The sequence below is a fragment of the Aquisalimonas asiatica genome, from assembly GCF_900110585.1.
Lineage (GTDB): Bacteria > Pseudomonadota > Gammaproteobacteria > Nitrococcales > Aquisalimonadaceae > Aquisalimonas > Aquisalimonas asiatica.
Genome location: NZ_FOEG01000002.1, coordinates 255,730 through 281,760 on the forward strand (window position 1 = coordinate 255,730; position 26,031 = coordinate 281,760).

The 26,031-nt window shown below is 67.3% G+C and carries 26 protein-coding genes; 6 read left to right on the plus strand and 20 right to left on the minus strand.

What is annotated here, in order from left to right; translation table 11 throughout:
- Positions 1–139 precede the first annotated feature (139 nt).
- From rpsA to mtnA, 13 genes are all read right to left on the minus strand, one after another.
- A complete protein-coding gene (rpsA, locus tag BMZ02_RS05955) occupies positions 140–1,825 on the minus strand; it encodes a 30S ribosomal protein S1 (protein WP_091640857.1) in 1,686 nt (561 codons plus the stop codon).
- A gap of 109 nt (positions 1,826–1,934) precedes the next feature.
- Positions 1,935–2,618 carry a (d)CMP kinase gene (gene cmk, locus BMZ02_RS05960; protein ID WP_091640860.1) on the minus strand — a complete coding sequence of 228 codons (684 nt, stop codon included), beginning with the start codon at positions 2,616–2,618 and terminating at the stop codon, positions 1,935–1,937.
- Complete coding sequence (gene aroA / locus BMZ02_RS05965; protein ID WP_091640863.1) at positions 2,615–3,955, minus strand: 3-phosphoshikimate 1-carboxyvinyltransferase; 1,341 nt, start codon at positions 3,953–3,955, stop codon at positions 2,615–2,617. The genes cmk and aroA overlap by 4 nt, the downstream gene beginning before the upstream one ends.
- An 11-nt stretch (positions 3,956–3,966) precedes the next feature.
- A complete protein-coding gene (locus BMZ02_RS05970) occupies positions 3,967–4,851 on the minus strand; it encodes a prephenate dehydrogenase (RefSeq protein WP_091640866.1) in 885 nt (294 codons plus the stop codon).
- On the minus strand, positions 4,848–5,981 hold the full coding sequence (gene hisC, locus BMZ02_RS05975; protein WP_091640868.1) for a histidinol-phosphate transaminase: 1,134 nt from the start codon (positions 5,979–5,981) through the stop codon (positions 4,848–4,850). Before hisC ends, BMZ02_RS05970 begins: the two co-directional genes overlap by 4 nt.
- 17 nt (positions 5,982–5,998) lie before the next feature.
- Positions 5,999–7,084 (minus strand): prephenate dehydratase, encoded by a 1,086-nt coding sequence (gene pheA / locus BMZ02_RS05980; protein ID WP_091640871.1) that lies wholly within the window; start codon positions 7,082–7,084, stop codon positions 5,999–6,001.
- A gap of 18 nt (positions 7,085–7,102) precedes the next feature.
- Complete coding sequence (locus BMZ02_RS05985; protein ID WP_091640873.1) at positions 7,103–8,272, minus strand: phosphoglycerate dehydrogenase; 1,170 nt, start codon at positions 8,270–8,272, stop codon at positions 7,103–7,105.
- A gap of 47 nt (positions 8,273–8,319) precedes the next feature.
- The gene (gene serC / locus BMZ02_RS05990) at positions 8,320–9,402 is read right to left on the minus strand and encodes a 3-phosphoserine/phosphohydroxythreonine transaminase (RefSeq protein WP_091640876.1); all 1,083 of its coding nucleotides are present in this window, start codon (positions 9,400–9,402) and stop codon (positions 8,320–8,322) included.
- Positions 9,403–9,467: 65 nt separating this feature from the next.
- Positions 9,468–12,059 (minus strand): DNA gyrase subunit A, encoded by a 2,592-nt coding sequence (gyrA, locus tag BMZ02_RS05995; protein WP_091640878.1) that lies wholly within the window; start codon positions 12,057–12,059, stop codon positions 9,468–9,470.
- 247 nt (positions 12,060–12,306) lie between these two features.
- Positions 12,307–12,906, minus strand: a complete 600-nt coding sequence (locus BMZ02_RS06000; protein WP_216110721.1) for a peptidylprolyl isomerase — start codon at positions 12,904–12,906, stop codon at positions 12,307–12,309.
- Positions 12,906–13,244: a DUF3301 domain-containing protein gene (locus BMZ02_RS06005; protein ID WP_091640881.1), complete on the minus strand. Its 339-nt coding sequence runs from the start codon at positions 13,242–13,244 to the stop codon at positions 12,906–12,908. Before BMZ02_RS06005 ends, BMZ02_RS06000 begins: the two co-directional genes overlap by 1 nt.
- Positions 13,241–14,104 (minus strand): LabA-like NYN domain-containing protein, encoded by an 864-nt coding sequence (locus BMZ02_RS06010; RefSeq protein ID WP_091640884.1) that lies wholly within the window; start codon positions 14,102–14,104, stop codon positions 13,241–13,243. Before BMZ02_RS06010 ends, BMZ02_RS06005 begins: the two co-directional genes overlap by 4 nt.
- Before the next feature lie 43 nt (positions 14,105–14,147).
- Positions 14,148–15,221, minus strand: coding sequence for an S-methyl-5-thioribose-1-phosphate isomerase (mtnA, locus tag BMZ02_RS06015; protein WP_091640887.1), 1,074 nt, complete (start codon positions 15,219–15,221; stop codon positions 14,148–14,150).
- A 320-nt stretch (positions 15,222–15,541) separates the two neighbouring features.
- On the opposite strand from mtnA, the gene BMZ02_RS06020 reads away from it, so the two are divergent.
- The 6 genes from BMZ02_RS06020 (at position 15,542) to BMZ02_RS06045 (ending at position 20,469) form a co-directional block, all read left to right on the plus strand.
- Positions 15,542–16,861: a TRZ/ATZ family hydrolase gene (locus tag BMZ02_RS06020; RefSeq protein ID WP_091641859.1), complete on the plus strand. Its 1,320-nt coding sequence runs from the start codon at positions 15,542–15,544 to the stop codon at positions 16,859–16,861.
- Positions 16,862–16,943: 82 nt separating this feature from the next.
- The gene (gene ubiG, locus BMZ02_RS06025; RefSeq protein ID WP_091640890.1) at positions 16,944–17,657 is read left to right on the plus strand and encodes a bifunctional 2-polyprenyl-6-hydroxyphenol methylase/3-demethylubiquinol 3-O-methyltransferase UbiG; all 714 of its coding nucleotides are present in this window, start codon (positions 16,944–16,946) and stop codon (positions 17,655–17,657) included.
- Positions 17,658–17,661: 4 nt separating this feature from the next.
- Positions 17,662–18,480, plus strand: coding sequence for an HAD-IA family hydrolase (locus BMZ02_RS06030; protein WP_245753959.1), 819 nt, complete (start codon positions 17,662–17,664; stop codon positions 18,478–18,480).
- A gap of 88 nt (positions 18,481–18,568) precedes the next feature.
- The gene (locus BMZ02_RS06035) at positions 18,569–19,426 is read left to right on the plus strand and encodes a squalene/phytoene synthase family protein (protein WP_091640892.1); all 858 of its coding nucleotides are present in this window, start codon (positions 18,569–18,571) and stop codon (positions 19,424–19,426) included.
- Positions 19,426–20,220 carry an SDR family NAD(P)-dependent oxidoreductase gene (locus BMZ02_RS06040; protein ID WP_091640894.1) on the plus strand — a complete coding sequence of 265 codons (795 nt, stop codon included), beginning with the start codon at positions 19,426–19,428 and terminating at the stop codon, positions 20,218–20,220. The genes BMZ02_RS06035 and BMZ02_RS06040 overlap by 1 nt, the downstream gene beginning before the upstream one ends.
- Before the next feature lie 21 nt (positions 20,221–20,241).
- Complete coding sequence (locus BMZ02_RS06045) at positions 20,242–20,469, plus strand: hypothetical protein (RefSeq protein WP_091640897.1); 228 nt, start codon at positions 20,242–20,244, stop codon at positions 20,467–20,469.
- Positions 20,470–20,472: 3 nt separating this feature from the next.
- Here BMZ02_RS06045 and BMZ02_RS06050 read toward each other — a convergent pair whose 3' ends face one another.
- The 7 genes from BMZ02_RS06050 to BMZ02_RS06080 form a co-directional block, all read right to left on the minus strand.
- Entirely contained in the window at positions 20,473–20,928 is a 456-nt protein-coding gene (locus BMZ02_RS06050; RefSeq protein WP_091640899.1) for a hypothetical protein, read from the minus strand.
- Positions 20,929–21,030: 102 nt separating this feature from the next.
- Positions 21,031–21,708, minus strand: a complete 678-nt coding sequence (locus tag BMZ02_RS06055; RefSeq protein WP_091640902.1) for an endonuclease III domain-containing protein — start codon at positions 21,706–21,708, stop codon at positions 21,031–21,033.
- A gap of 2 nt (positions 21,709–21,710) precedes the next feature.
- A complete protein-coding gene (gene rluB, locus BMZ02_RS06060) occupies positions 21,711–22,538 on the minus strand; it encodes a 23S rRNA pseudouridine(2605) synthase RluB (protein ID WP_091640905.1) in 828 nt (275 codons plus the stop codon).
- Positions 22,531–23,157 (minus strand): SMC-Scp complex subunit ScpB, encoded by a 627-nt coding sequence (gene scpB, locus BMZ02_RS06065; RefSeq protein ID WP_091640908.1) that lies wholly within the window; start codon positions 23,155–23,157, stop codon positions 22,531–22,533. Before scpB ends, rluB begins: the two co-directional genes overlap by 8 nt.
- A gap of 12 nt (positions 23,158–23,169) precedes the next feature.
- Complete coding sequence (locus BMZ02_RS06070; RefSeq protein WP_091640912.1) at positions 23,170–23,988, minus strand: segregation and condensation protein A; 819 nt, start codon at positions 23,986–23,988, stop codon at positions 23,170–23,172.
- 22 nt (positions 23,989–24,010) lie between these two features.
- Positions 24,011–25,228, minus strand: coding sequence for a tryptophan--tRNA ligase (locus BMZ02_RS06075; RefSeq protein ID WP_091640915.1), 1,218 nt, complete (start codon positions 25,226–25,228; stop codon positions 24,011–24,013).
- Positions 25,229–25,288: 60 nt separating this feature from the next.
- Positions 25,289–25,912: an L-threonylcarbamoyladenylate synthase gene (locus BMZ02_RS06080; protein WP_091640918.1), complete on the minus strand. Its 624-nt coding sequence runs from the start codon at positions 25,910–25,912 to the stop codon at positions 25,289–25,291.
- Positions 25,913–26,031: the final 119 nt, after the last annotated feature.

Sequence of the window (26,031 nt, forward strand, 5' to 3'; positions counted from 1 at the left end):
TATGTCCAGACGATTCCGTCCAATTTCCGGGCGCCGTAATCAGGCAACGCCTGCCAGCAGCCCGGGCGGATGAAACGGATGCGGTGAGAGCGGGGTCGAGGCTTGGCCACGACCCCGCACGACCTGGGTCGACCGGTAATCAGTCGTCCTGATTACCGCTGTCCATCTGCTCCTTGAGCAGGTCGCCAAGCGTGGTCGTGCCGGCACCGGCACCGCCCTTGGCGTAGTCCTGCACGGCCTTGGCTTCTTCCTGAACGTCCTTGGCCTTGATGGACAGGCTGATGGAGCGGTTCTTGCGGTCGACGCCGATGAACTTGGCCTGCACTTCGTCGCCTTCCTTGAAGTGGCTGCGGGCATCGTCGACACGCTCGCGGGCGATGTCCGACGCACGCAGGTAGCCTTCGATGCCATCGCCGAGGTCCACGACCACGCCCTTGGCATCCACTTCCTTCGCGGTGCCCTTGACCATGTTGCCCTTCGGGTTATCGGCCATCCAGGCGGAGAAGGGATCGTCTTCCATCTGCTTGATGCCCAGGGAGATCCGCTCGCGGTCCGCATCCACGGACAGCACCACGGCTTCCACTTCGTCGCCCTTCTTGAAGTGCCGCACGGCATCTTCGCCGGCTTCGTCCCAGGAGAGGTCCGAGAGGTGCACCAGGCCGTCGATGCCGCCTTCCAGGCCAACGAAGATGCCGAAGTCGGTGATGGACTTGATCTGGCCGTTCACGCGATCGCCCTTGTTGTGGGTGGCCGCAAACAGCTCCCACGGGTTCGCCTGGCACTGTTTCATGCCCAGGGAGATGCGGCGACGCTCGCCGTCGATGTCCAGCACCATGACCTCGACCTCGTCACCCACGGCAACCAGCTTGCCGGGATTGACGTTCTTGTTGGTCCAGTCCATCTCGGAGACGTGCACCAGGCCTTCCACGCCCTCTTCGATCTCCACGAAGCAGCCGTAGTCGGTGATGTTGGTGACACGGCCCACCACGCGGGTGCTCTCCGGGTAGCGGTTGGCGATGTTTTCCCACGGGTCCTCGCCCAGCTGTTTGAGGCCCAGGGAGACACGGTTGCGCTCACGATCGAACTTGAGCACCTTGACCTCGATTTCCTGGCCGACTTCGACCACTTCCGAGGGGTGCTTGACGCGGCGCCAGGCCATGTCGGTGATATGCAGCAGGCCGTCGATGCCGCCCAGGTCCACGAAGGCGCCGTAGTCGGTGAGGTTCTTGACGATGCCCTTGAGCTGCTGACCTTCCTGCAGGCGCTCCAGCAGGGCTTCCCGCTCGGCGCTGTACTCTTCCTCGACCACCGCGCGGCGCGAAACCACGACGTTGTTGCGGCGCTCGTCCAGCTTGATGACCTTGAACTCGAGCTCGCGGCCTTCCAGGTAGGTGGTATCGCGCACCGGGCGGATATCCACCAGAGAGCCGGGGAGGAAGGCGCGGATGTGCTTGAGGTCGACGGTGAAACCGCCCTTGACCTTGCCGCTGATGATGCCGTTGACGGTGTCACCGTTCTCGTAGGCAGTCTCCAGGTGCTTCCAGGCGTGGGCCCGCTTGGCCTTCTCGCGGGACAGCCGGGTCTCCCCGAAACCGTCTTCCACCGCGTCCAGGGCGACTTCCACGTCGTCACCCACACCCACTTCAATCTGGCCCGATTCCCCGAAGAACTCGTTGGCGGGAATCACGGCTTCCGACTTCAGGCCGGCATTGACCACCACGTGGTCACCGCGGATCGCCACCACCTTCCCGGTGACGATGGCGCCAGGGCGCATATCGGTTTGTGCCAGGCTCTCTTCAAACAGTTCGGCAAAGCTCTCGCTCATTGGTCAGCCAATCCTAGAACGTCAACAACGTGATGACGTCTGTGGTTACGTTACGTACATTTAAACGGTCAGCGACGCATCCGCGCCTCTGACCACCCGAGTTAATCCTTTATGATAGCTGTTTTTGCAGCAGCTTGAGTACCCTCTCCACCACGGCATCCACTGACAGCCCCGTGGTATCGAGCTCCTCGGCATCAGCCGCCGGCACCAGCGGCGCCACCGCACGGTTGCGGTCACGCTCGTCGCGCACGGCGATCTCGTCCAAAAGATCCGCGAGGCTAACATCAACCCCCTGTTCCTTCAACTGGTTATGGCGACGGAGTGCCCGTTCCTCGGCGCTCGCCGTCAGAAAGATCTTGAGCGTCGCGTCCGGAAACACCACGGTGCCCATGTCGCGACCGTCGGCCACCAGGCCGGGCGGCTTGCGGAATGCGCGCTGGCGAGCGAGCAGTGCATCCCGCGCCGCGGGTACGGCCGCCACCCGCGAGGCGAGGTCACCGGTCTGCTCGCTGCGCAACTGCACGGAGACGTCGTCACCGTCCACGAGCACGCGAATCGTGCCGTCCGGCTGCGGCTCGAACACCACATCGAGCCCGTGGGCCAGATCCACCAGCGCGGCGGTGTCCGATACATCCAGGCCACGCCTGCCAGCGGCAACCGCCAGCGCCCGGTAGATGGCGCCACTGTCCAGCAGGTGCCAGCCCATGGCTTCGGTGACCGCGCGGCACACCGTCCCCTTGCCGGATCCGCCGGGGCCGTCCACGGCAAGCACGGGCGCGTCCATCGGTGTCATGGGGCCTCCGGGGCGTGGTGTTCCACGTCCAGTCCGAGCCCGGCCTCCCGTGACAGATCGGCGAACCCGGGGAACGACGTGTCCACGTTGCGGCAGTCGCGGATGGTGACGGTATCGCTGCTGCGCAGGGCGGCCATGGCGAACGCCATGGCGATCCGGTGGTCGCCGTGGCTGTCCACGGTGCCGCCCGTGAGGGTGCCACCGTGGATGACGATACCGTCCGCGCGCGGCTCCACCTGAATGCCCAGGGCCGTGAGGCCATCGGCCATGACGGCGATCCGGTCGCTCTCCTTGACCCGCAGCTCCTCGGCGCCCGTCAGCACGGTGGTGCCGTTGGCACAGGCGGCGGCGATGAAGATGGCGGGGAACTCGTCGATGGCCAGCGGCACCAGCCGCTCGGGAATGGTGATGCCGTGCAGCGGGCGGGCACGCACGTGGACGTCCGCCACGGGCTCGCCGCCCACTTCACGCGGGTGGCGGAGCTCGATATCGGCGCCCATGAGATCGAGTATGTCCAGCACGCCCGTGCGCGTCGGGTTGACGCCCACGTGCTCCAGGACGAGATCACTGCCCTCGGCGATGCTCGCCCCGACGAGAAAGAACGCCGCCGAGGAGATGTCCGCCGGGACGTCGATATCGCAGGCCTGCAGGCGCCCGCCTCCGGTCACGCCGGACCAGGCTCCGTCCCGCCGCACGGGATAGCCGAAGCCCGTCAGCATGCGCTCGGTGTGATCGCGGGTGGGTGCTGGCTCGTGCACCCACGTCTCGCCCTCGGCGTAGAGCCCGGCCAGCAGCAGAGCGGATTTCACCTGGGCGCTGGCCACGGGCATCTGGTAGGTGATGCCCTGCAGGGGCCGGCCACCACGAACCAACAGCGGCGCAGTGCCGCCCGGCGCGGTCTCGATCGCGGCACCCATGTCCGCCAGCGGGTCGGTCACCCGGCCCATGGGCCGGCGACGCAGGGAGTCATCGCCGGTGAGCGTGCTGTCGAACGACTGCCCCGCAAGCAACCCGGCCAGCAGGCGCATGGACGTCCCGGAGTTGCCGAGATCCAGGGGGCCGTCGGCGGCGCTGAGCCCGTGCAGGCCGACACCGCGGATGCGCAGGGCACCGTGGCGCGGTCCCTCAATGCGCACGCCGAGCTGCCGGAACGTGGCCAGCGTCGCCAGCGCATCCGCCCCCTCCAGGAAGCCTTCGACCCGGGTATCACCCTCGGCCAGGGCGCCCAGCATCACCGCCCGATGGGACATGGACTTGTCCCCGGGCACCCGGAAGCGGCCGCTCAGCGCCCCCCCGGGCCGGACGTGAAAAACGGGATTGCTGTTGTGATCAGTCAACGAACGTCCTCTCAGGATTCCAGCGTCGCCATGAACCGTTCGCGGGTCTCGCGCGCATGCCGGAACAGATTCTCGATTGCGGCGGCATCCCCGGCGCGCACCTGCTCGCGCAGTTCCGAGAGATCCGCCATGTAACGATCCATGGCAACCACCAGCGCGTCGCGGTTGGCCAGGCAGATATCCCGCCACATCTCCGGGTCGCTGGACGCGATGCGGGTGAAATCCCGGAACCCGCCGGCGGCATAGGCAAAGACCTCGTCACGATCGGACCAGCGCGACAGGGTATCCACCAGAGAATAGGCCAGCATGTGTGGCAGGTGCGACGTGGCCGCGAGCACATCATCGTGATGGGCGGCGCTCATGCGGGCAACGCTCGCCCCCACCGCTTCCCAGAGCCCGGCCACCCGTTCCACGGCGACGGTATCCGTGCTGTCCTCCGGAGTCAGGATGACGCGGCGGTTGTCAAACAGCTCCGGGAACGCGGCGGCGGCGCCGCTCTTCTCGTTGCCTGCGATGGGATGCCCCGGCACGAATCGGGCACTGTGTTCGCCCAGCGCCTCGGCGGCGTCCGCCAGGACGCTGGCCTTGGCGCTGCCCACGTCGGTAATCACCGCATCCGGCGCAAGGTCGTCCCGCACGGTCGCCAGCACCGGGCCCACGGCCCCCAGGGGCACGGCCACCACCACCAGGTCGGCACCGCGCACGGCTTCCCGGGGGTCGGTGGTGGCGTCGTCGATGATGCCCCGCTCACGGGCCGTGTCGAGATTGGCCATGGAGCGCCCGCACCCCACGACGGTGCTCACCAGACCGGCCCGGCGGAGCCCCAGCACCCACGACCCGCCGATCAGGCCGACCCCGATCAGGGCCAGCCGCTTCACGGGCCCGACCGTGCTCATGCCCGGCGACCCACCAGGCCCGTCAGGGCATCAAGAAACCGACGGTTCTCGTCCGGGAGACCGACGGTCACCCGGATCCACTCCGGCAGGCCGTAACCCGCCACCGGGCGCACGATAACCCCCGCCCGCAGCAGACCCTCGTACACGGCACCGGCGTCGCCGACCCGGACACAGAGGAAGTTCGCCGCCGAGGGCAGCACATCCAGGCCAAGCTGTTCCAGCTCGCCGCGCAGCCACTCCCGCTGCTCGTTGTTCATGGCCACCGACTCCCGGACATAGTCGGTATCCGCCAGCGCCGCCTCGGCCGCCGCCTGGGCGCTGGTGCTGACGTTGAACGGCTGACGCACGCGGTTGAACAGCTCCGCCACCGCCGGGTGGGCAATGCTGTACCCCACCCGGAAACCGGCAAGACCGTGAACCTTGGAGAAGGTCCGCGTCACCACCAGGTTCGGAAACGCGCTCAGCCATTCCGTTGCATCCGGCTGCTGCGGCGAATCGCTGTATTCGCAGTAGGCCTCGTCGATAACGACGATCACGTGATCCGGGAGGGATTGCACGAACGCCTTGAGTTCGCGCCGGCCCAGCCACGTACCGGTGGGGTTGTTGGGGTTGGCCACGAAGACCACCCGCGTGGCGTCGGTCACACGCGCACGCATGGCGTCCAGGTCGTGTCCGAAGGGCATGCCGGAGTCGCTGCCCAGCGCCGGCGCCACACTTGCCGTCGCGCCGGCGGCACTGGTCACGATCGGGTACACGGCGAAGGCGTGCTCGGAGAACACCGCCTCCCGCCCCGGCCCCAGAAACGTGGACGCCACCAGCGCCAGGACGTCATTGGAGCCGTTGCCGAGGGTAATGGTCTCGGGCGCCACGCCATGGTGCGTTGCCAGCGCCTGCTTGAGGCGGAAGCCGTTGCCGTCCGGGTAGCGGTGGGCATCCGCCATGGCCTCGCGGGCGGCAGCAAGCGCCTTCTCCCCCGGACCGCGGGGGTTTTCGTTGGAAGCCAGCTTGATGATGTCGGTCAGGCCGTACTCGCGCTGCAGCTCGTCCATGGGTTTGCCCGGCTCGTAGGGGTGCAGCGTCTGTACCCCGGGCACGGCCAGTTGATGGAAGGCGGATCGCAGCTCGCTCATGGTTCGCTCTCCGGGGGCTATCGTGCAGCGCGGGGGTAGGAGCCGAGCACGCGCAGCAGCGACGCCTGCTCGCGCATTTCCGCCAGCGCCGCGCTGACCTGCGCATCGTCGGCGTGCCCCAGCAGGTCGATGAAGAAGGCGTATTCCCAGACGCCCTGCCGGGATGGCCGGGCATCCAGCCGTGTCATGTTGATGTCGTGGCGGGCGAGGGGCTCCAGCAGGCTGACCAGCCCGCCCGGCCGGTCCGAGCGGGAGACCACCAGTGACGTCTTGTCGTCGCCCGTGGGCGGTGGTGACTGGCGGCCGATCACCAGGAAGCGCGTGGTGTTGCCGGAGATGTCCTCGATCCCCTCGGCCAGCGCTCCCAGGCCGTACATGTCGATGGCGGCGTCGCTGGCAACGGCGGCGGCGCCCTCCTCCATGGCCGCCAGGCGAGCCGCTTCGCCGGTACTGTCGACGGGCACCCGCTCCACCCCGGGGAGGCGTGAATCCAGCCAGCCACGACACTGCGCGAGGCCCTGCTGGTGGGAGTACACCCGCCGGATCGCCTGCAGCTCCGTCTCGCGACTGGCGAGGTTCTGCTGAATCCGCAACTCCACTTCACCCACCACCTGCAGGGGCGAGGTGAGAAAGCAGTCCAGGGTATGGTTGACCACGCCCTCCGTGGAGTTCTCCACCGGCACGACACCGTAGTGCATGTCCCCGGCTTCCACTTCGCGGAAGATCGCGTCAATGGTGGTCAGTGGCTGGAGTTGCACACCATGGCCGAACTGCTTCAGGGCGGCCGCCTGGGTGAACGTCCCTTCCGGGCCCAGGAACCCCACTTTCAGGGGTTCCTGCAGCGCCAGACAGGCGGACATGACTTCCCGGAACAGCCGGGTCACCACCTCGTCGGAGAGCGGGCCGGTGTTCAGCGACTCGATGCGCCGCAACACCTCCTGCTCCCGTTCCGGCCGGTAGAAATCACCCTGCTCGCCATGCTCACGCTTGATGCGGGCGACCTCCTGGGCCAGGCGGCCGCGCTCGTTGACCAGCTCCAGGACCTGCTGGTCCACTGCATCGATACGCGCCCGCACATCGGCGAGGTGTTTCCGGTCTGTCATGCCGCCCACTCCACGACGTCAGTCGAGGACGCGCACTTTCAGCACGCCCTTGATACCGCGAACCACTTCAGCGACCTCGCGCGGGATGCTGCCGGCAACGTCGACGACCGTGTACGCCAGGTCCCCGCGGGACTTGTTATACATATCATCGATGTTCAGTCCGGCATCCGCCAGGGTGGTGGAGATCTGGCCCAGCATGTTGGGCACGTTGGCGTTCACCACGGTCATGCGCTCGCAGTTCTCCGCCCGCGGCATGTTCACTTCCGGGAAGTTCACGGAGTTGTGGATGTTGCCGTTCTCCAGGTAATCGCGGACCTGATCGGCCACCATGATGGCGCAGTTGTCCTCGGCTTCCGTGGTCGAGGCGCCCAGGTGCGGCAATGTGATGCACTTGGGGTGGTTCTTGGTGAGGTTGGTGGGGAAGTCATTGATGTAGGCCGTGAGGTGACCACTGTCGATGGCGTCCACCACGGCCTGGTCATCCACGATGCCGGCACGGGAGAAGTTCAGCACGGCGCCGCCCTTGTGCAGCATCGCCACCCGGTCGGCATTGATCAGGTTGGCGGTGTGCTCGTTGTACGGCACGTGGATGGTGATGAAATCACTGCGGCCCACCAGCTCATCGACGCTGTGGGCCTGACGCACACCGGCTTCCAGCGCCCAGGCGCTGCTCACGGTAATACCCGGGTCGAAGCCCACCACGTTCATGCCCAGTGCCCGGGCGGCGTTGGCGACCTTGACGCCGATGGCGCCGAGGCCGATCACGCCCAGGGTACGGCCCGGCAGTTCGAAGCCGCGGTAGTGCTTCTTGCCCGCTTCCACTTCCTTGCTCAGGCTGGCGTCGTCCCCGTCCAGGTTGCGGGTGTAGTCCCACGCCTGGCAGATGTTGCGGGCCGCCAGGAACATGCCGGCGAGCACCAGCTCCTTCACGGCGTTGGCGTTGGCACCAGGGGTGTTGAACACCGGAATGCCCTGGTCGCTCATGGCATCCACCGGGATGTTGTTCACCCCGGCGCCGGCACGGCCCACAGCCAGCACGGAGTCGGGCACCTGCATGTCGTGCATCTTGTAGGAGCGCAGCAGAATGGCATCCGGCGCGGAGATCTCGGTGCCGGTCTCGTAGCTGTCACGGGGCAGGCGGTCGAGGCCCTTGGCGGAGATATTGTTCAGTGTCTGGATCTTGTACATGGTTACTCCTGTCTTTGATCGGAAACGCGCAGACGCGGCAACGGGCTTTACCCGTTGCGGCGCGCGAAGTCCTGCATGAACTCGATGAGCCGGTCGACACCCGCTTCCGGCATGGCGTTGTAGATGCTGGCGCGCATCCCGCCGACGCTGCGGTGCCCCTTGAGCGTGCTCAGGCCCGCCGCTGCGGCCTCCTTGAGGAAGGCGTCGTTGAGGCTGTCGTCGGCGAGCACGAATGGCACGTTCATCCACGACCGGCAGGCTGGATCCACCGGGTTGCTGTAGAACGGGTTGTTGTCGATCTCCGCGTACAGCTTGTCCGCCTTGCGCTTGTTGACCGTGGCCATGGCTTCGAGACCGCCCTGCTCCTTCAGCCACTTGAACACCAGGCCGGCCAGGTACCAGCCGTAGGTGGGCGGCGTGTTGGACATGGAATCGGCATCCGCCTGCACCTTGTAATCCCAGACCGAGGGGGTCTCCGGCAGCACGTCGCCGATCAGGTCCTCGCGCACGATGACGATGGTCAGCCCGGCCGGGCCGATGTTCTTCTGCGCGCCGGCATAGATCAGCCCGTACTTCGACACGTCGACGGGCCGGGACAGGATGGTGGAGGACATGTCTGCCACCAGGGGCACATCACCGGTGTCCGGCACCCAGTGGAACTCCACGCCGGAGATGGTCTCGTTGGGGGTGAAGTGCACGTAGGACGCCTTCGGATCGAGCTGCCACTCGGACTGCGCGCCGATGTGCATGGGGGTCTTTTCGTCGGCACCCCAGGCGACGTTGACCTGGCAGTACTTCTTCGCCTCCTTGATGGCCTTCTCGGACCAGGAACCGGTGTTGATGTAGTCCGCCCGGTCGCCGCCACGCAGCAGATTCATGGGGATGGCGGCGAACTGCCCCGTCGCGCCCCCCTGGAGGAACAGCACCTTGTAGTTGTCCGGGATGCTCAGCAGGTCACGGAGATCCTTTTCCGCCTCGGCGGCAATGGAGACGAACTCCTTGCCGCGATGGCTCATCTCCATGACGCCCATGCCGGAGCCCTGCCAGTCGAGCATCTCGCTGGCGGCTCGCTCGAGCACGGCTTCCGGCAGCACGGCCGGACCTGCGCTGAAGTTGTACACTCGGGACATATTCATGTCTCCCCTTGGTTCCGATAAGAAATCGTTGACGGGGCGACGGCCTGACCCGCGGCGGGTCAGGCGTCGTCGTCGCCGGGCGCACCGGGGGCGTCATCATCGCTCCCGTCGCCGGCGTCGTCCTCGTCCAGCGCCTCGATGCGCTCCAGCCCCACAAGGCTCTCGTCGGCATCCAGGCTGATCAGTTTGACGCCCTGGGTGTTGCGGCTGAGCACGGAGATCTCGTCCACGGCGGTGCGCACCAGGGTGCCGCGGCGGGTGATCAGCATGATCTGGTCGCCATCCACCACCTGGGTGGCACCGACCACGTCGCCGTTACGATCCCCGGTGCGGATGGAGATCACACCCATGCCACCCCGGCCGCGCAGCGGGTAGTCGTCCAGGGGCGTGCGCTTGCCGTAGCCGTTCTCGGTGGCGGTGAGAATGTCGCCCTCGCCCAGGATGAGCAGGGCGATGACGTGCTGCCCCTCTTCCAGGCGCATGCCGCGCACCCCGGCCGCCGTGCGGCCCATGGCACGGACCTCGCTCTCCGAGAAGCGGATCGCCTTGCCAGCGCTGCTGAGCAGCATGATGTCCCGCTCGCCGTCGGTGATGCCGACGTTGACGAGGTAGTCGTCGCCGCGCAGGTCCAGGGCAATGATGCCGTTGGAGCGCGGCCGGGAGAAGTGGGTCAGCGGCGTCTTCTTCACGGTCCCGCTGCGGGTGGCCATGAAGATGAACTGGTCCTCGGTGAACGCCTGCACCGGCAGCACGGCGTTGATGCGCTCGTCGGACTCCAGCGGCAGCAGATTGACGATGGGCTTGCCACGGGAGTTGCGGCTGCCCTGGGGCAGCTCGTAGACCTTCAGCCAGTAGCACTTGCCGTGGCTGGAGAAGCACAGCAGGGTGTCGTGGGTGTTGGCCACGAACAGCTGATCGACGAAGTCCTCGTCCTTCATGGCCGTGGCGCTCTTGCCCCGGCCGCCGCGCCGCTGGGCGCGGTAGGTGTCCAGCGCCTGATACTTGGCGTAGCCGTGATGGGAGAGTGTCACCACCACGTCTTCCGGGGTGATGAGGTCCTCCATGGTGAGGTCGATATGATCCCGCACGATCTCCGACTTGCGGGCATCGCCGAACTGCTCCTTGACCGCCACCAGCTCCTCGCGGATCACTTCCATGAGGCGCTCGGTGCTGTCGAGGATCAGAATGAGATCGGCGATGCGGTCCAGCAGCTCGCGGTACTCGTCCAGGATCTTGTCCTGCTCCAGACCGGTCAGCCGGTGCAGGCGCAGGTCGAGGATGGCCTGGGCCTGGGTCTCGGTGAGGCGGTAGCCGCCCTCGCCCATGCCGAACTCCGCACCCAGGCCGTCCGGCCGCGAGGCCTCCGCGCCGGCCCGCTCGAGCATGTCCGTGACCAGGCCCGGCTGCCACAGCCGGGACATGAGCCCTTCCCGGGCCTCGGCCGGCCCCGGCGACGCCTTGATCAGCTCGATCACCGGATCGATGTTGGCAAGCGCCACCGCCAGGCCTTCCAGCACGTGCGCCCGCTCGCGCGCCTTGCGCAGCTCGTACATGGTGCGGCGGGTGACCACTTCGCGGCGGTGCCGCAGGAAGGCGTCGAGAATCTCGCGCAGGTTCAGCAGCCGCGGCTGGCCATCCACCAGGGCGACCATGTTGATGCCGAACACGGTCTGCAGCTGGGTCTGCTGGAACAGGTTGTTCAGCACCACCTCGGCCACCTCGCCGCGGCGCAGCTCGATGACCATACGCATGCCGTCCTTGTCGGACTCGTCACGCAGCTCGGTAATGCCGTCGATGCGCTTGTCCTTGACCAGCTCGGCGATCTTCTCGAGCAGCCGCGCCTTGTTGACCTGGTAGGGCAGCTCCTTGACGATGATGGTCTGCTTGCCGTTTTTCTGGTCTTCCTCGATCTCGGTGCGCGCGCGCATGATCAGCCGGCCGCGGCCGGTGCGGTACGCCTCCTGGATACCGCTGACGCCGTTGATGATGCCGCCGGTGGGCAGGTCCGGCCCCGGCACCAGTTCCAGCAGGTCGTCAACGGTCAGGTCATCGTCGTCGATCAGCGCAACACAGGCATCCACCACCTCGCCGAGGTTGTGCGGCGGGATGTTGGTGGCCATGCCCACGGCAATGCCCGAGCCGCCGTTGACCAGCAGGTTCGGGAAGCGCGCCGGCAGCACCGCCGGCTCCTGCTCGGAGCCGTCGTAGTTGTCGATGAGGTCGACGGTTTCCTTGTCGATGTCCGCCAGCAGTTCGTGGGCGATGCGCGCCATGCGCACTTCGGTGTAACGCATGGCCGCGGCGGCGTCACCGTCGACGGAGCCGAAGTTACCCTGCCCGTCCACCAGCATGTAGCGCATGGAAAACGACTGCGCCATGCGCACGATGGTGTCGTACACCGCCGAATCACCGTGGGGGTGATACTTACCGATGACGTCACCCACCACGCGGGCGGACTTCTTGTAGGAGCGGTTCCAGTCGTTCCCCAGCACGCGCATGGCGTAGAGCACACGCCGGTGCACGGGCTTGAGACCATCTCTGACATCCGGAAGGGCCCGTCCCACGATCACGCTCATGGCGTAATCGAGGTAGGACTGCCTCATTTCGTCTTCCAGATTGACCGGCAGTATTTCTTTCGCGACGTTGGCCATCGACGCTCTCGGCTGGTTGTCGTGGTGTCCCCATCAGGCCAGTGACGCTGGCCCGATTCCTGTCAGCCGGTGGTCGACGGCGGGCCGGAGACCTGCCATCGACAACACACCTGCCCGCGCCACCGGCGTTTGCGGCGGCGGCTGGCGATTCGCCCGGGAAAAACGTGAATCATATCACAACCGGAAGGGCTCCGGCATTGGCTCCTGCCGACGACGCACGCCGCCGGCAGGAGCGGCGCGGCGGCGGTTACTTGCGACGCGCTTCCTCGACCTTGATCGTCTCGCTGGGCACGTCCGCCTGCCCGGCCTGGCGGCCGGTGGGGACTTCGGCGATGCGGTCCACCACGTCCATGCCATCCACCACGCGGGCGAACACGGCATAGCCGAAATCACGCACGCCGTGATCCAGGAATGCGTTGTCCGCCAGATTGATGAAGAACTGCGACGTGGCACTGTTGACGTCCTGGGTGCGCGCCATGGAGAGCATGCCGCGTTCGTTCTTCAGCCCGTTGTCCGCCTCGTTCTCGATGGGGGCGCGGGTCTCGAGGCGCTGCATGTCCTCGTCCAGCCCGCCGCCCTGGATCACGAACCCCGGGATCACCCGGTGGAAGATCGTGCCGTCGTAGAAGCCGTCGTCCACGTACTGGAGGAAGTTCTCCACCGTCACCGGGGCATCCTCGGGGTAGAGTTCCAGCGTAATGTCCCCGTAGTTGGTCTTGAAGATCACCATATCCTGCTCGCCCTCCCGTTCACTCTCGTCGGCGACGGCGGCCGCCGTCGCCATACCCATGATCAACGCGGCAGCCATCACCATCGCCCGCCGCACGCATGTCCTCACTGTCTGCATCACCCGCCCTCCTCCGCTGAACCGGGCTCCGGCCACGGCTCCATTTCAATCGCTCTCACGGCGCGGCCGGCAACCGTGACCATACCGCCATGACGGCGGCTGCCGTCGGCGGAGAACTCGAACCGGTACCAGTGCACCAGACCCAGGCGGCCACTGCGGCTGCGACCGGGCCGGGTACGCACGCGCACCAGGCTCTCGTCGAGGAACTGCAGGCCGAGATCGCGGCAGCGCCGGGCCGCAGCGCGGCGGGCCTGCTCCTGTGCGCCCATGAGCGCGCTCCAGGCCAGCGCCACGCCGCCCAGGATCAGCACCGCGATCAGCAGGCCGCTGGCCGTCATCGCTCACCGGGGCCGCTGTCCACGCGGGCGCCCTGGGCAGAGACCTGGCGGATGTTCGCGGCCTGCAGCCCGCCCTCCTTGACCGTGGACGCCTGCAGCTCGAACTCGAACACGCGGTTGTGGCTGGGCAGGTCGGCGGGCCGCACGCCGTCGGGCAGATCGGCATCACGAAAGTAGGCGGACCGGTAGGGGGACTGCGGGCTGCGGGTGTCGGTGATCCAGAGATTGTCGGAGATCTCGCCGAGAAAGCGCATGAACCCGAAGCCCTCGCGGCTGTGGTGGTAACAGATGCCGCGGACCCGGGACCCGACCTCACCCCAGGCCGCGTCGGCATCGCCGCCCCTGCCGGGCAGCAGGTTGGGCACCGTGTAGCCGGAGGTGTAGACGTCCGCTTCGCGCCGGAGCGCGGCGGAGACATTGTCGAATCCCAGCACCTCGACCCGGCAGCCTTCGTTCTGCAGGGCCCGCACCACCTGGACAAAATCCCCGTCGCCGGTGGCCAGCAGCACCCGACCCAGGCTCTTGGACTGCAGCAGGGCGTCCACGGCCATGTCCAGATCGGCGTTGGCCTTGGCGTAGGCGTTGCCCTCGTCGTCCGTATACCAGCGGTAGTTCTTGACGATGACCTTGAAGCCGTAATCGCGCACCGAGGCGAAAAAGTTGTTGGTGCGCACGGCGTACTGCCGATCGCGCGCGGCGCGCTCCTCGTCGTAGGTCACGTAGGCATTGAGGCGCACCGGCTCACCGCCGCCACGGCAGGCGAATTCCCGCAGCACGTCGTACTGCATGCCGAAGCCGCCATTGATCTGGATGTTCGCGGCGTCCACATACAGGCCCACACCCATCAGTGCTGCAGTCATACCCCTGGCGCCCCCGTTTCGCAGTGGCCGCTACTGTACCCCATCACGCCCCGCCGGGCATCGCCTGCGCGGCACGCTCGACAGGGAACGCCGCCCGCATGCTCTCGGTATCGGGCCGATGGATGACCCCCGCCTCGGTCACCAGGGCGTCCACCAGCGGTGCCGGCGTGACGTCGAACACCGGATTCCAGGCATCCGCCCCGGCAGCCGCCACCGGTGTACCATGGACGCCGAGCACCTCGGCCGGGTCGCGGGTCTCGATGGCAATGGCATCGCCGTTCGGCAGTGCCATGTCCACCGTGGAGGTGGGCGCCACCACCATGAAACCAACGCCATGGTGGCGGGCCGCCAGCGCCAGGGCATAGGTGCCGATCTTGTTGGCGACGTCACCGTTGGCCGTGACCCTGTCGGCACCCACGACCACCCAGCGCACGGCGCCGCTGCGCATCAGCGCCGGCGCAGCCGCATCCGCCAGCAGGGTCACGGGAATCCCGTCCTGCAACAACTCCCAGGCCGTCAGCCGCGCCCCCTGCAGCCAGGGCCGGGTCTCGTCGGCGTACACCCGGGTGATGCGCTGCTGCGCCCAGGCGCTGCGGATCACCCCCAGTGCCGTGCCGTAACCGGCCGTCGCCAGCGACCCGGTATTACAGTGCGTGAGCACGCCGCCCGGCTCGGTCATGAGCCCGGCGCCCAGCTCGCCCATGCGGTGGTTGGCGGCCAGATCCTCGTCGAGGATCGCCCGGGCTTCGCGCAGCAGCACCGTGGCGGGGTCATCGGTGGAGGCGTCCACCTGTCGCCGCTGCCGCGCCAGCGCCCAGCGCAGGTTCACCGCCGTGGGGCGGGCATCGCCCAGCACGGCCAGGGCCTGCTCGAACCGGGGCAGCCAGTCGGCAGGCGCGGCCGCCACGGCTTCGCGGGCGGCGAACACCGCACCATAGGCGGCGGCGATGCCGATGGCCGGGGCACCGCGCACCACCATGTCGCGAATGGCGCCGGCCACGGCGGCGCTGTCGTGGAACGCGAGCCACCGGGTCTCACCCGGCAGCAGGCGCTGATCCAGCAGTTGCAGGTGGTCGTCCTGCCAGACCACCGGGCGAATGGTGTCAAAACGGGTCATGTGGTTACTCGTACCTCACTCATGCGGTTGCGTTCGGGGTCGCCGAGTCCGTGTGCGGGTGGGTGAACCGGTCACGGACCGTGATCGACCAATGGGTGGCGAGGCCACGCCGGGGGCGGTGATCCGGTCACGGACACGCCTGCGAGTACGTCCTGTAGGCTCGTCATCGGCCATCCATGGCCGATGACGGTCCGTGACCGGATCACCGCCCCCGGCGCGCCCTCGACGGCACCGGGACTTTGTCCACCCATTGTCGCACAGGCGCGGACAGGTGATGATGCATGCCTCGGAAGCTGCCTGGAGCCATGTGGGAGACGTCCATGGAACAGATCGACACCCTCATCAACGCCCGCTGGGTCATTCCCGTGGAGCCCGCACGCACGGTGCTGGACCACCACAGCGTCGCCATCCGTGACGGCCGCATCGTCGCCGTGCTGCCAACGGACGAGGCGCACCGGACCTACCAGGCCGACCACGTCCGCGAGCTGGACAGCCACGCCGTCATTCCCGGGCTGATCAACGCCCATACCCACGCCGCCATGAACCTCATGCGCGGCATCGCCGACGATCTGCCGCTGATGACCTGGCTACAGGAGCACATATTCCCCGCGGAGCAGGCCCACGTCAGCCCGGAATTCTGCCAGGACGGCGTCGAGGCCGCCGTGGCCGAGATGCTCGCCGGCGGCGTCACCTGCTTCAATGACATGTACTTCTTCCCGGAGGTCACTGCGCGGGTCACCACCCAGGCCGGCATGCGGCTGTCCGCCGGCATGATTCTCATCGACTTTCCCACCGCCTACGCCGACAAGCCCGAGGAATACATCGAAAAAGGCCTGGCCCTGCACGACGCCTGGCGCGGCGACCCGCTGGTGACCACTGCATTCGCCCCCCACGCCCCCTATACCGTCGGCGAAGAGCGGCTGACGCACGTGGCAACGCTGGCGGCCGAGCTGGACTGCCCCGTGCACATCCACGTGCACGAAACCGCCGACGAAGTGAACCAGAGCATCGCCACCACCGGCGAGCGCCCCCTGGCACGGCTGGAAGCGTGCGGCCTGCTCTCCCCCGGCTTCATCGCCGCCCACATGACCCAGGTCACCGAGACGGAAATCGAACGCCTCGCCGCCACCGGCTCGCACATCCTGCACTGCCCGGAAGCCAACATGAAACTCGCCAGCGGTTTCTGCCCCGTCCAGCAGCTGCTGGATGCCGGGGTCAACGTAGCCCTTGGCACGGACGGCGTCGCCAGCAACAACGACCTGGACATGTTCGGGGAGATGCGCTCCGCGGCGCTCATCGGCAAGGCCGTCGCCGGCGACGCGGCCGCCGTGGACGCGGACACCGCCCTGGCCATGGCCACCATCAACGGCGCAAGAGCGCTGGGCATCGATGGCCACACCGGCTCACTGACCGCCGGCAAGGCCGCCGACATCACCGCGGTCGACCTGGGCGCACTGGAGTGCCAACCCGTCTACAATCCCGTATCACAGCTCGTCTACAGCGCCGGACGCCACCATGTGAGCGATGTCTGGGTGGCCGGGCGGCAGCTCGTGCACCACGGCGATCTGCTCACCCTGGACCGTGACCGCATTCTCAACCGTCTGCATGCCTGGCGCGATAAACTACTCCCCAACGCCTGACAAACAGCTTATGATAATGGGTAGCTGACCGATCGGTTCGCCCGAGTCCGGAACGCGACGCTACGAGGTGCCACGGGTCGTCATGGGTCTGACCGCGAACGTCAACGAACAGGAAGTCCGCAAGTTCTCCGACGCTGCCAGCCGGTGGTGGGACGAAGACGGCGAGTTCCAGCCACTGCACGCCATCAACCCGCTACGTCTGTCGGTCATCGAGCGCCACATGCAGCTCGGCGGCGCGCAGGTGCTTGATGTGGGCTGCGGCGGCGGCATTCTCAGCGAGGCCATGGCCGCACGCGGCGCGCAGGTCACCGGCATCGACCTCAGCCAGGAATCCCTCACGGTGGCGGAACTCCACGCGCTGGAGACGGGCGCGGATGTCAGTTACCGCTGCATCCCGGTGGAGGAGCTCGCGGACGAGGCCCCCGGCACCTTTGACGCCGTTACCTGCATGGAACTGCTCGAGCACGTGCCCGACCCGGCGTCCGTGGTCGCCGCCTGCGCACGGCTGGTCCGCCCCGGGGGACACGTTTTCTTCTCCACGCTCAACCGCAACGCCCGCTCCTGGCTGTTTGCCATCGTCGGCGCCGAGTACGTCCTCGGCCTGCTGCCGAAAGGCACCCACGACCACGGGGCATTCATCCGGCCGTCGGAGCTTGCCGGCTGGTGCCGCAACGCGGCACTGGTGCTGGACGAGCTCACCGGCCTGACCTACAACCCCGTCACCCGTGAATACCGGCTGACCAGTGACGTGGGCGTGAACTATCTGGCCCATTGCATCAGGCCGGGGGACGACTGACACCGTGACTCTCGACGCACACAGCAGCAACACACAGGGCCTGGCGGACCCGCTTCCTGCCGGCCCTGGCCTCCAGCCGGGGGGCAACCGCGAACCGGCACCAGGTCTGCGGCCTGCGGGCCATCTCCGCCGCCCCGCCATCGAAACGGTCCTGTTCGACCTGGACGGCACCCTGCTGGATACCGCCCCCGACCTGATCGCTGCCGCCAATACGCTGCTGCAGGAGAATGATCGCCCGGCCCTGGCCGCTGGCCTGTATGCACCGGTGGTCTCCCACGGCAGCGCCGCGATGATTGCGCGCAGCTTCGACCTGCATCCGCGTGACCCCGCCATGGAGCCGTTGCGACAGCGCTTTCTGCAGCTCTATCGCAGCCGCGTGAGCTCGCTCACACGGCCGTTTGCCGGCATTCCCGAGCTGCTGGAGCAGATCGAGGCCGCAGGGCTGCGCTGGGGGGTGGTGACCAACAAGCCCGGCTGGCTGACGGAGCCGCTCCTGGAGGATCTGGACCTGTCGCACCGGGCGGCCTGCGTGGTCAGCGGCGACACGGTCGCCTGCCGTAAACCGGACCCGCGCCCCATCAGCTACGCCTGTGAACTGCTGGACATCGCACCGCACCGGACCGTGGTGGTCGGCGACGCCCTCCGCGACGTCAGCGCCGGCCGTCTTGCGGGAACCAGCACGCTGGTGGCGCTGTTCGGCTATATCTGCGCCGAGGATGAACCCACCCGCTGGGGGGCCGACGGCCTGATCGGCCATCCCGGCGAGCTGCTGCGCTGGCTGCCGGACACCACCCCGCTTCCGGAACACGGCCAGCACGACTAACCCCGCGCCCAACGCGCCGGCCTGACGCGTTACACTACCGCCCCGTTCGCAAGCCGCCACCAACGCTCACGGGTGTCGACGAGGTCCCATGGAGCCGCTCAGCTACTGTCACCGGAAAGTCGCCCCACCCGGGTCGGCCATCTACTACGCCCTGCGCTTCTCTCCGGATGACCAGCGGGATGCGCTGGTGGCCGTGCACGCGTTCCACGCCGAGGTCACCGAGATCCCCGACGAAGTCTCCGATCCGGGCGTGGGCGAAGTGAAGCTGCAGTGGTGGCGTGATGAAGTACAACGCCTGTTCGATGGCACGCCCCGCCACCCGGTAAGCCAGGCCCTGGCGCCGGCGGTGGCCCGTCACGATCTGCCGGCCGACGCCTTCACGGAGATGCTCGACGGCACCGGCATGGATCTCGCCTACGGCGGGTATCCCGGTTTTCGCGAACTCACGGTCTACTGTCACCGGACCGGCGGTTCACTGGCCCGGCTTCTGACTGCCGTGGCGGGCACGGGCAGCGCCGCCAGCGCACACTTCGCGCACGACCTTGGCATGGCGCTGACCCTCCGTCGCCGGCTGCTCAGCGTGCGCCGCGACGCCCAGTCCGGACGGGTCTACATTCCCGAGGACGAGCTGGAACAGGCGGGCGTCTCCCGCGAGGATCTGCTGGGGCATGAAACCCCACCCGCCGCCCGGACACTTTTCCGGGAGCAGGCCGATCGCGTTCACGCGTTCCTGGACCAGGCCGAAAGCCATCTTCCGGACGCTGAACGCGCAGTGCATCGCAGTGGTATCATCCTCGCGGCGCTGGACCGGGCACTGCTCCGGGAGATGGCGAAAGACAACTTTCCGTTGCTGGAACAGGGCTTTGAACTGACACCGCTGCGGCGACTCTGGATCGCCTGGCGGACGGCCCGACAACAGCAGCGACTCAGCAGAAAGGCAGCTTGATGACCCAGCATGACACCCCCGTTCACGTGCACGTCCCGCGGGACTACACACCACCGGCCGACCTCCTGGCGGAGCGCGTCGTGCTCATTACCGGCGCCGCTGACGGCATTGGCCGCGCCCTGGCGGAAGCAGCCGCCGGTTGCGGCGCCACGGTCATTCTGCTGGACAAGGATCTACCCAAGCTGGAAGCGGTGTACGACGCCATCGAGGCCGCCGGCTCCCCGCAGCCCGCACTCTATCCCATGAACCTGGAGGGTGTCGGGCCGGCCGAATTCCTCGAGCTCGCCACCACCATCGACCGGGAGTTCGGGCGTCTCGATGCGCTGATCCACAACGCCGCCATGCTCGGTGAGCAATCACCCATGCACCAGTACGACCACGAACTGTGGGCGCGGGTACTCCACGTGAACGTGAATGCCCCGTTTCTGCTCAACCAGGCTCTGCTGGGGCTGGTGCAGCGTTCCGACCGCGGCCGCGTGCTGTTCGTCAGCGATCAGGCCGGCCGGCGTGGCCGCGCGTTCCGCGGCGCCTACGGGGTGTCCAAGTTTGCCCAGGAGGGCATGATGGAGACGCTGGCAGCGGAGCTGGGCACCAAGCGCTCGGTGCGCACCATGAGCATCGACCCGGGCGTGGTCAACACGTCGCTGCGGCGCTACTGTTTCCCGGGCGAGAACTGGCAGGCCCTGGCGCAACCCGCCGATGTTGCCCCCAGGCTGCTCTACCCGCTGGGCCCCGAGGGCGACGCCCTCCACGGCGCACGGCTGAGCCTGGCTCACGACGATTCGACGACTTGAAACCGGTAACAGGACAACGCCATGAGTGGTGACAGACAGAACACGGAAAAACGCTACGGTATCCGCCTGACCCTGCCGGAGGGCGATCCGCGCCGCGGCGAACATCTGCTCGGTCCGGACTGGGAGGCCTATCGCTGGTACGCCACCGCCGAGGAACGCGACCGCAAGCTCGCCGACATGCGCCGGCAACATCCCTACTACCAGCCGGGGGAACGCCCCTCGGTCCGCTGCGAGGCGGTCGAGCGGTAACGATCAGGGCTGATTGTCGCCCGCCTGGTCGGAGCGGCCGCGTCCGGGGCTGTGCCGAATGCGTGCGAACTGCCCCTTCAGCCCGTCGGGCAGGGCGACATCGGTACCAACCAGAAGAACCAGGCGGCGGACGTCGTCGTCCTTCTCCAGAATGCGGTTGAAAGCCCGCTGAACGCTGGGCTTCTCCAGGCCATCCTGGAAATCGCGCACCAGGTAGATACCGTAATGCCGGCTGGCGGCGACGTACGCAAGAGCGTCGACGAGGCGGCGGGTATGGGGAATGAAAATGCGCTCCGTGCCCAGGCGGTACAGGCCGTCGTTGGGAGACCAGCCGTACACCGCCCGCCCGGTGGTCAGGGTCAGTCGTTTGAACGCATCCATCACGCGATCCGGCGTCTCCGTATCCAGGATCGCCAGCCGGAATTCGGAATCGATGACTTTGTTGAGACTTTCGATCATGGGCCCTGCACTCTGAACACCATGCCCCCTTGATCCCGTAACACGCGCGCCGGGGGCGCCACACTCGATCGCTGGATAGTACACGCACCCCGGGGCGACCGGTTACTGTCGCCCGGTAACGACATACCCATCCTCATGGCGCCTGCCAGTCGGACACAGACCCGCCAGAGGGCACTCGGGACATCGCGGGCGCGGCCGGCACACGCCGTTCCCCAACCGGACGAGAAGCGCATGGTACTCATTATAGACGCGCGCATCCGTCGGCAAGCCCTCACGGAACCACTTCGCCAGGGCATCGTAGGTTGCATCGTCACGCACCAGGTCCAGGCGCGTCAGGATACGGCGTGTGTACGCATCGATGACGAACACCGGACGGCCCAGGACGTACAGCAGGATGCAGTCGGCCGTCTCCGCGCCCACGCCGCGCACGCCGAGCAGGCGCCGGCGGAGCGCCGCCGTTGACCACTCACGCCACCCCGCCACACCACCGTCCTCGATCAGGGCCGCCGTCACGTTGCGCAGCCGCCCCGCCTTGACGTTGTAGTACCCCGCCGGACGCAGGGCATCGGCCAGTTCGGCCTCGCTGACCGACATGACCGCCGACGGCGCCAGCAGGTTCCGTGCGCGCAGGTTGGCCAGGGCGCGTTCGACATTGCGCCACGCCGTGTTCTGGGTGAGTACTGCCCCGGTGATGATCTCGTAGTCGGTGGTGGCCGGCCACCAGTGCTGGGGCCCGAAGGCTGCGTAGAGGGTGTCAAACACCGCCTGCGGACTGCTCATGATTATCGGCGACGCGGCTTGCGCCCCTTGCTACCAGCCGGTTTGCGCCTGCCGCCGCCACCGGACGCATCGGGGCTGATGGACTGGCGGGGGTCCAGATCCACCGCGCGGCAGAGCGCCGCGATGGCGTCGTCTTCCAGGAAACGGTACTTGCCGCGTGGCAGGTCATGGGGCAGGGAGACCGGCCCGTAACGCACGCGGATCAGCCGGCTGACCGCCACGTCCTGGCTCTCCCACAGCCGGCGTACCTCACGCTGGCGCCCCTCGCGCACGACCACGTGATACCACGTGTTACCGCCCTCGCCGCCCACGGGCACGATGGAGTCGAACCGCGCTTCGCCATCATCCAGCACCACACCGGCGGTCAGGCGGTTGAGCATCGCCTGATCCACCTCGCCGAACACGCGGCAGGCGTACTCGCGCTCGAGCTCCCAGGAGGGATGCATCAGGCGGTTGGCCAGTTCGCCGTCGTTGGTGAACAGCAGCAGCCCGAGTGTGTTGAGGTCCAGGCGACCGATACTGATCCACCGACCCTGACCGAGCCGGGGCAGTTGCTGGAACACGGTGGGCCGCCCCTCGGTGTCGTGGCGGCTGGTCACCTCGCCCACGGGCTTGTGGTACATGAGCACCTTGCGCCGCAGGCCCGTGAGCTTCTCCGCCGGCACCCGGCGGCCGTCCACGGTGATGTGCTCCGCGCCGGTGACCCGGTCACCGAGGGTGGCCACCTGGCCGTTTACCCGCACGCGCCCGACCTGGATCCAGGTCTCCACCTCGCGGCGCGACCCCAGGCCGGCGCGGGCCAGGACTTTCTGCAGCTTCTCGTCACTCACGCCCGGGCTCCTGCTCGCTGGCGGTTGGGTGTTCCGGCGCGCCGGCGTCGGCTTCTTCCGGGAACTTGAGGTCCAGTTCGGGGTGGATGTCGTCCATGTCGCGCAGCTCCAGCAGTGTCGGCAGTTCGTTGAGGCTCGACAGATTGAAGTAGTCCAGGAACTGCCTTGTGGTGCCGTACATGCCCGGGCGCCCGGGGACATCCTTGTGGCCGACAGTGCGTATCCAGCCACGCTCCTGCAGGGTGCGCATGATGTTGGTATTCACGGACACACCGCGCACCTCCTCGATCTCGCCGCGCGTCACGGGCTGCCGGTAGGCGATGATCGCCAGCGTCTCCAGCAGTGCACGGGAGTAGCGCTGGGGTTTCTCCTCCCACAGGCGCGAGACCCATGGCGCGAGCTCGGGGCGGACCTGGATGCGAAAACCACTGGCCACTTCCCGCAGCTCGACTCCGCGACCGGCGTAGTCCTGCTCCAGCTCAGCGAGACTCGCCCGGAGGGCCGCCTTGTCCGGCTCTTCGTCGCGACCGAAGAGCGTCTGCATGTGATCCAGCGACAGGGGCCCGCCGGCCGCCAGCAGTGCCGCTTCGATGATGTGCTTGAGATCCGGCTTCGCCATGCTCCCTCTCCCTCAGGCACGCGCCCGCAGGTAGATCGGCGCCAGGGGCTCGGACTGCACCACCTCCACCAGGGACGCCTTGATCAGCTCCAGGATCGCCAGAAACCCCACCACCACCCCGGCCCGCCCCTCTTCGGCATGCAGCAGGTCGGTAAAGGTGGTAAAGCGTTCGCTTTCGAGGCGACTCAGGGTCTCGGTCATGCGCTCGCGCACGGACAGCGCTTCCTTCTGCACGTGATGGTGGGTGAACATCTCGGCCCGCGCCATGACGTCCGCCAGCGCGCCCAGGAGTTCGCGGATGTCCACTTCCGGCTCGCTGCGGCGGACCTCCACGTCCGGCGCTTCCGCCTCGGCCGGGAAAATGTCGCGGCCGACCCTGGGCAGCGCATCCAGGTCCTGGCCGGCCATCTTGTAGCGCTCGTACTCCTGCAGCCTGCGCACCAGTTCGGCGCGCGGGTCGTCCTCTTCATCCTCCACCACCGGCGGCCGCGGCAGCAGCATGCGCGACTTGATCTCGGCCAGCATGGCCGCCATGACCAGATATTCCGCGGCCAGCTCGAGCCGCAGCTCCTTCATGAGCTCCACGTACTCCATGTACTGGCGCGTAATGGCCGCAATGGGAATATCGAGCACGTCCAGGTTCTGCCGGCGGATCAGATACAGCAGCAGGTCCAGCGGCCCCTCGAACGCCTCCAGAAACACTTCCAGGGCGTCCGGCGGAATGTACAGATCCCGTGGCAGCTCACGCAGGGGCTCACCACGGATCCGGGCGGTCGCCACGGCGTCGCCGTCCTGGTCGAGCAGGTTGTCGCTGTCCGCTGCTTCCGTCACCGGGCCTCCGTGGCGGTCGGGCTCACCAGTAGCGCAGCCCCATCACGCGACGCACGTCATCCAGGGTCTCCCGGGCGCAATCCCGGGCCTCCTCCACACCGGCAGCGACGATGCTGCGCACGGCTTCCGGGTCGGCCTCGTACTCTTTCGCCCGTTCACGAATGGGTTTCAGCTCGGCCTGCACCGCCTCGATGACCGGCTTCTTGCACTCCAGGCAGCCGATGCCGGCGGAGCGGCACCCCTGCTGTACCCACTCGCGCGTGTCGTCATCGGAGTAGACCTTGTGAAAATCCCACACCGGGCATTTCTCCGGCTCGCCGGGGTCGGTGCGGCGCACCCGCGCCGGGTCGGTGGGCATGGTCCGGATCTTCTGCTCCACCTCCTGGGGCTCGTCGCGCAGGGAGATGGTATTGCCATAGGACTTGGACATCTTCTGACCGTCGAGACCCGGCATGCGCGGCGCCGGCGTGAGCATCGCCTGGGGCTCGGGCAGTATGACCACGCCACTGCCGTCCAGATAACCGAACAGGCGCTCCCGGTCAGCCAGGGTGATGTTCTGCTGGTTGTCCAGCAGGGCCCGGGCCACGTCCAGTGACTCGGCATCGCCGCTCTCCTGGTACTTGCGCCGCAGGTCCAGGTAGAGCTTGTTGTTCTTCTTGCCCATCTTCTTGGCGGCGGCAAGGGCCTTGTCCTCGAAACCGGGCTCGCGGCCGAACTGGTGATTGAAGCGGCGCGCGATCTCCCGGGTCAGCTCCACGTGCGCCACCTGATCCTCGCCCACGGGTACGCCGGTGGCGCGGTAGATGAGGATGTCGGCGGACTGCAGCAGCGGATACCCCAGGAACCCGTAGGTGGCCAGGTCCTTCTCCTTGAGCTTCTCCTGCTGATCCTTGTACGTGGGCACGCGCTCCAGCCAGCCCAGCGGCGTCACCATGGAGAGCAGCAGATGCAGCTCGGCATGCTCCGGCACCCGGGACTGGATGAACACGCGCGCCAGGTTCGGGTTCACGCCGCAGGCGAGCCAGTCGATGAGCATCTCCCAGACGTTACCGGAGAGCACTTCCCGCTCGTCGTAATGGGTGGTCAGCGCATGCCAGTCGGCGACAAAAAAGAAGCACTCGTGCTCCTGCTGGAGCTTGAGCCAGTTCTTGAGCACGCCGTGGTAGTGGCCGAGGTGCAGCCGCCCGGTGGGGCGCATACCTGACAGAACGCGACTGTGCCGTGCAGGAAGGGAACTCAACGCGGACTCCTGTAGCTGTTCACAATGAGCGCGCCATGATACCCGGTCGCGCCCCTGGCATCACTCCTCGAACACGCTGGCATCACCCGCACCCCGGCGCAGCACCACCGGCTTGCCATCGTAGAGATCCACCACGGTGGAGGGCTCCATGCCGCACGGGCCGCCATCGATGACCAGGTCCACCAGCTTGCCGATGCGTTCGCGAATGTCCTCGGCTTCGGTCATGGGCAGATCATCGCCAGGCAGCAGCAGGCTGGTAGTCATCATCGGCTCGCCCAGCCCCTCCGTGAGCGCCCGGGCGATGGGGTGGTCAGGGACACGGATACCGATGGACTTGCGCTTGGGATGCTGCAACCGCCGCGGCACCTCACCGGTCGCCCGCAGCACGAACGTATAGGGCCCGGGCGTAAAGGCCTTCAACAGACGGTAAGCGGTATTCTCCACCTTCGCATAGGTGCCGATGTCGGACAGATCACGGCAGGTCAGGGTGAAGTTGTGCCGCTCGGGGAGCTGGCGGATCTGGCGAATGCGGTCCACGGCCTCTTTCGCCCCCATGGCGCAGGCCAGCGCATAGGTGGAATCCGTGGGGTAGACGATGACGCCGCCCGCTTCGAGGATGTTGACGGCCTGACGGATCAGTCGTGGCTGCGGCGTCTCGGGGTGGATCTCGAAATACTGGCTCATCGCGCCCTCGTTGCGTCCTGCGCCGAACGGATGCCGCCGACGGCTGTCAATGGAAGTGATGTCGGCATGTCTGCGGAAGCGGGCCCGGTTCGGCCCGACAGCAGGCATTCCGGCCGACC

Coding starts and splice junctions, on each gene's coding strand:
- rpsA (WP_091640857.1), bottom strand. CDS start 1,825: ATGAGCGAGAGCTTTGCCGAACTGTTTGAAGAGAGCCTGGCACAAACC.
- cmk (WP_091640860.1), bottom strand. CDS start 2,618: ATGACACCGATGGACGCGCCCGTGCTTGCCGTGGACGGCCCCGGCGGA.
- BMZ02_RS05970 (WP_091640866.1), bottom strand. CDS start 4,851: ATGAGCACGGTCGGGCCCGTGAAGCGGCTGGCCCTGATCGGGGTCGGC.
- hisC (WP_091640868.1), bottom strand. CDS start 5,981: ATGAGCGAGCTGCGATCCGCCTTCCATCAACTGGCCGTGCCCGGGGTA.
- pheA (WP_091640871.1), bottom strand. CDS start 7,084: ATGACAGACCGGAAACACCTCGCCGATGTGCGGGCGCGTATCGATGCA.
- BMZ02_RS05985 (WP_091640873.1), bottom strand. CDS start 8,272: ATGTACAAGATCCAGACACTGAACAATATCTCCGCCAAGGGCCTCGAC.
- serC (WP_091640876.1), bottom strand. CDS start 9,402: ATGTCCCGAGTGTACAACTTCAGCGCAGGTCCGGCCGTGCTGCCGGAA.
- gyrA (WP_091640878.1), bottom strand. CDS start 12,059: ATGGCCAACGTCGCGAAAGAAATACTGCCGGTCAATCTGGAAGACGAA.
- BMZ02_RS06000 (WP_216110721.1), bottom strand. CDS start 12,906: ATGCAGACAGTGAGGACATGCGTGCGGCGGGCGATGGTGATGGCTGCC.
- BMZ02_RS06005 (WP_091640881.1), bottom strand. CDS start 13,244: ATGACGGCCAGCGGCCTGCTGATCGCGGTGCTGATCCTGGGCGGCGTG.
- BMZ02_RS06010 (WP_091640884.1), bottom strand. CDS start 14,104: ATGACTGCAGCACTGATGGGTGTGGGCCTGTATGTGGACGCCGCGAAC.
- mtnA (WP_091640887.1), bottom strand. CDS start 15,221: ATGACCCGTTTTGACACCATTCGCCCGGTGGTCTGGCAGGACGACCAC.
- BMZ02_RS06020 (WP_091641859.1), top strand. CDS start 15,542: ATGGAACAGATCGACACCCTCATCAACGCCCGCTGGGTCATTCCCGTG.
- ubiG (WP_091640890.1), top strand. CDS start 16,944: ATGGGTCTGACCGCGAACGTCAACGAACAGGAAGTCCGCAAGTTCTCC.
- BMZ02_RS06035 (WP_091640892.1), top strand. CDS start 18,569: ATGGAGCCGCTCAGCTACTGTCACCGGAAAGTCGCCCCACCCGGGTCG.
- BMZ02_RS06040 (WP_091640894.1), top strand. CDS start 19,426: ATGACCCAGCATGACACCCCCGTTCACGTGCACGTCCCGCGGGACTAC.
- BMZ02_RS06045 (WP_091640897.1), top strand. CDS start 20,242: ATGAGTGGTGACAGACAGAACACGGAAAAACGCTACGGTATCCGCCTG.
- BMZ02_RS06050 (WP_091640899.1), bottom strand. CDS start 20,928: ATGATCGAAAGTCTCAACAAAGTCATCGATTCCGAATTCCGGCTGGCG.
- BMZ02_RS06055 (WP_091640902.1), bottom strand. CDS start 21,708: ATGAGCAGTCCGCAGGCGGTGTTTGACACCCTCTACGCAGCCTTCGGG.
- scpB (WP_091640908.1), bottom strand. CDS start 23,157: ATGGCGAAGCCGGATCTCAAGCACATCATCGAAGCGGCACTGCTGGCG.
- BMZ02_RS06080 (WP_091640918.1), bottom strand. CDS start 25,912: ATGAGCCAGTATTTCGAGATCCACCCCGAGACGCCGCAGCCACGACTG.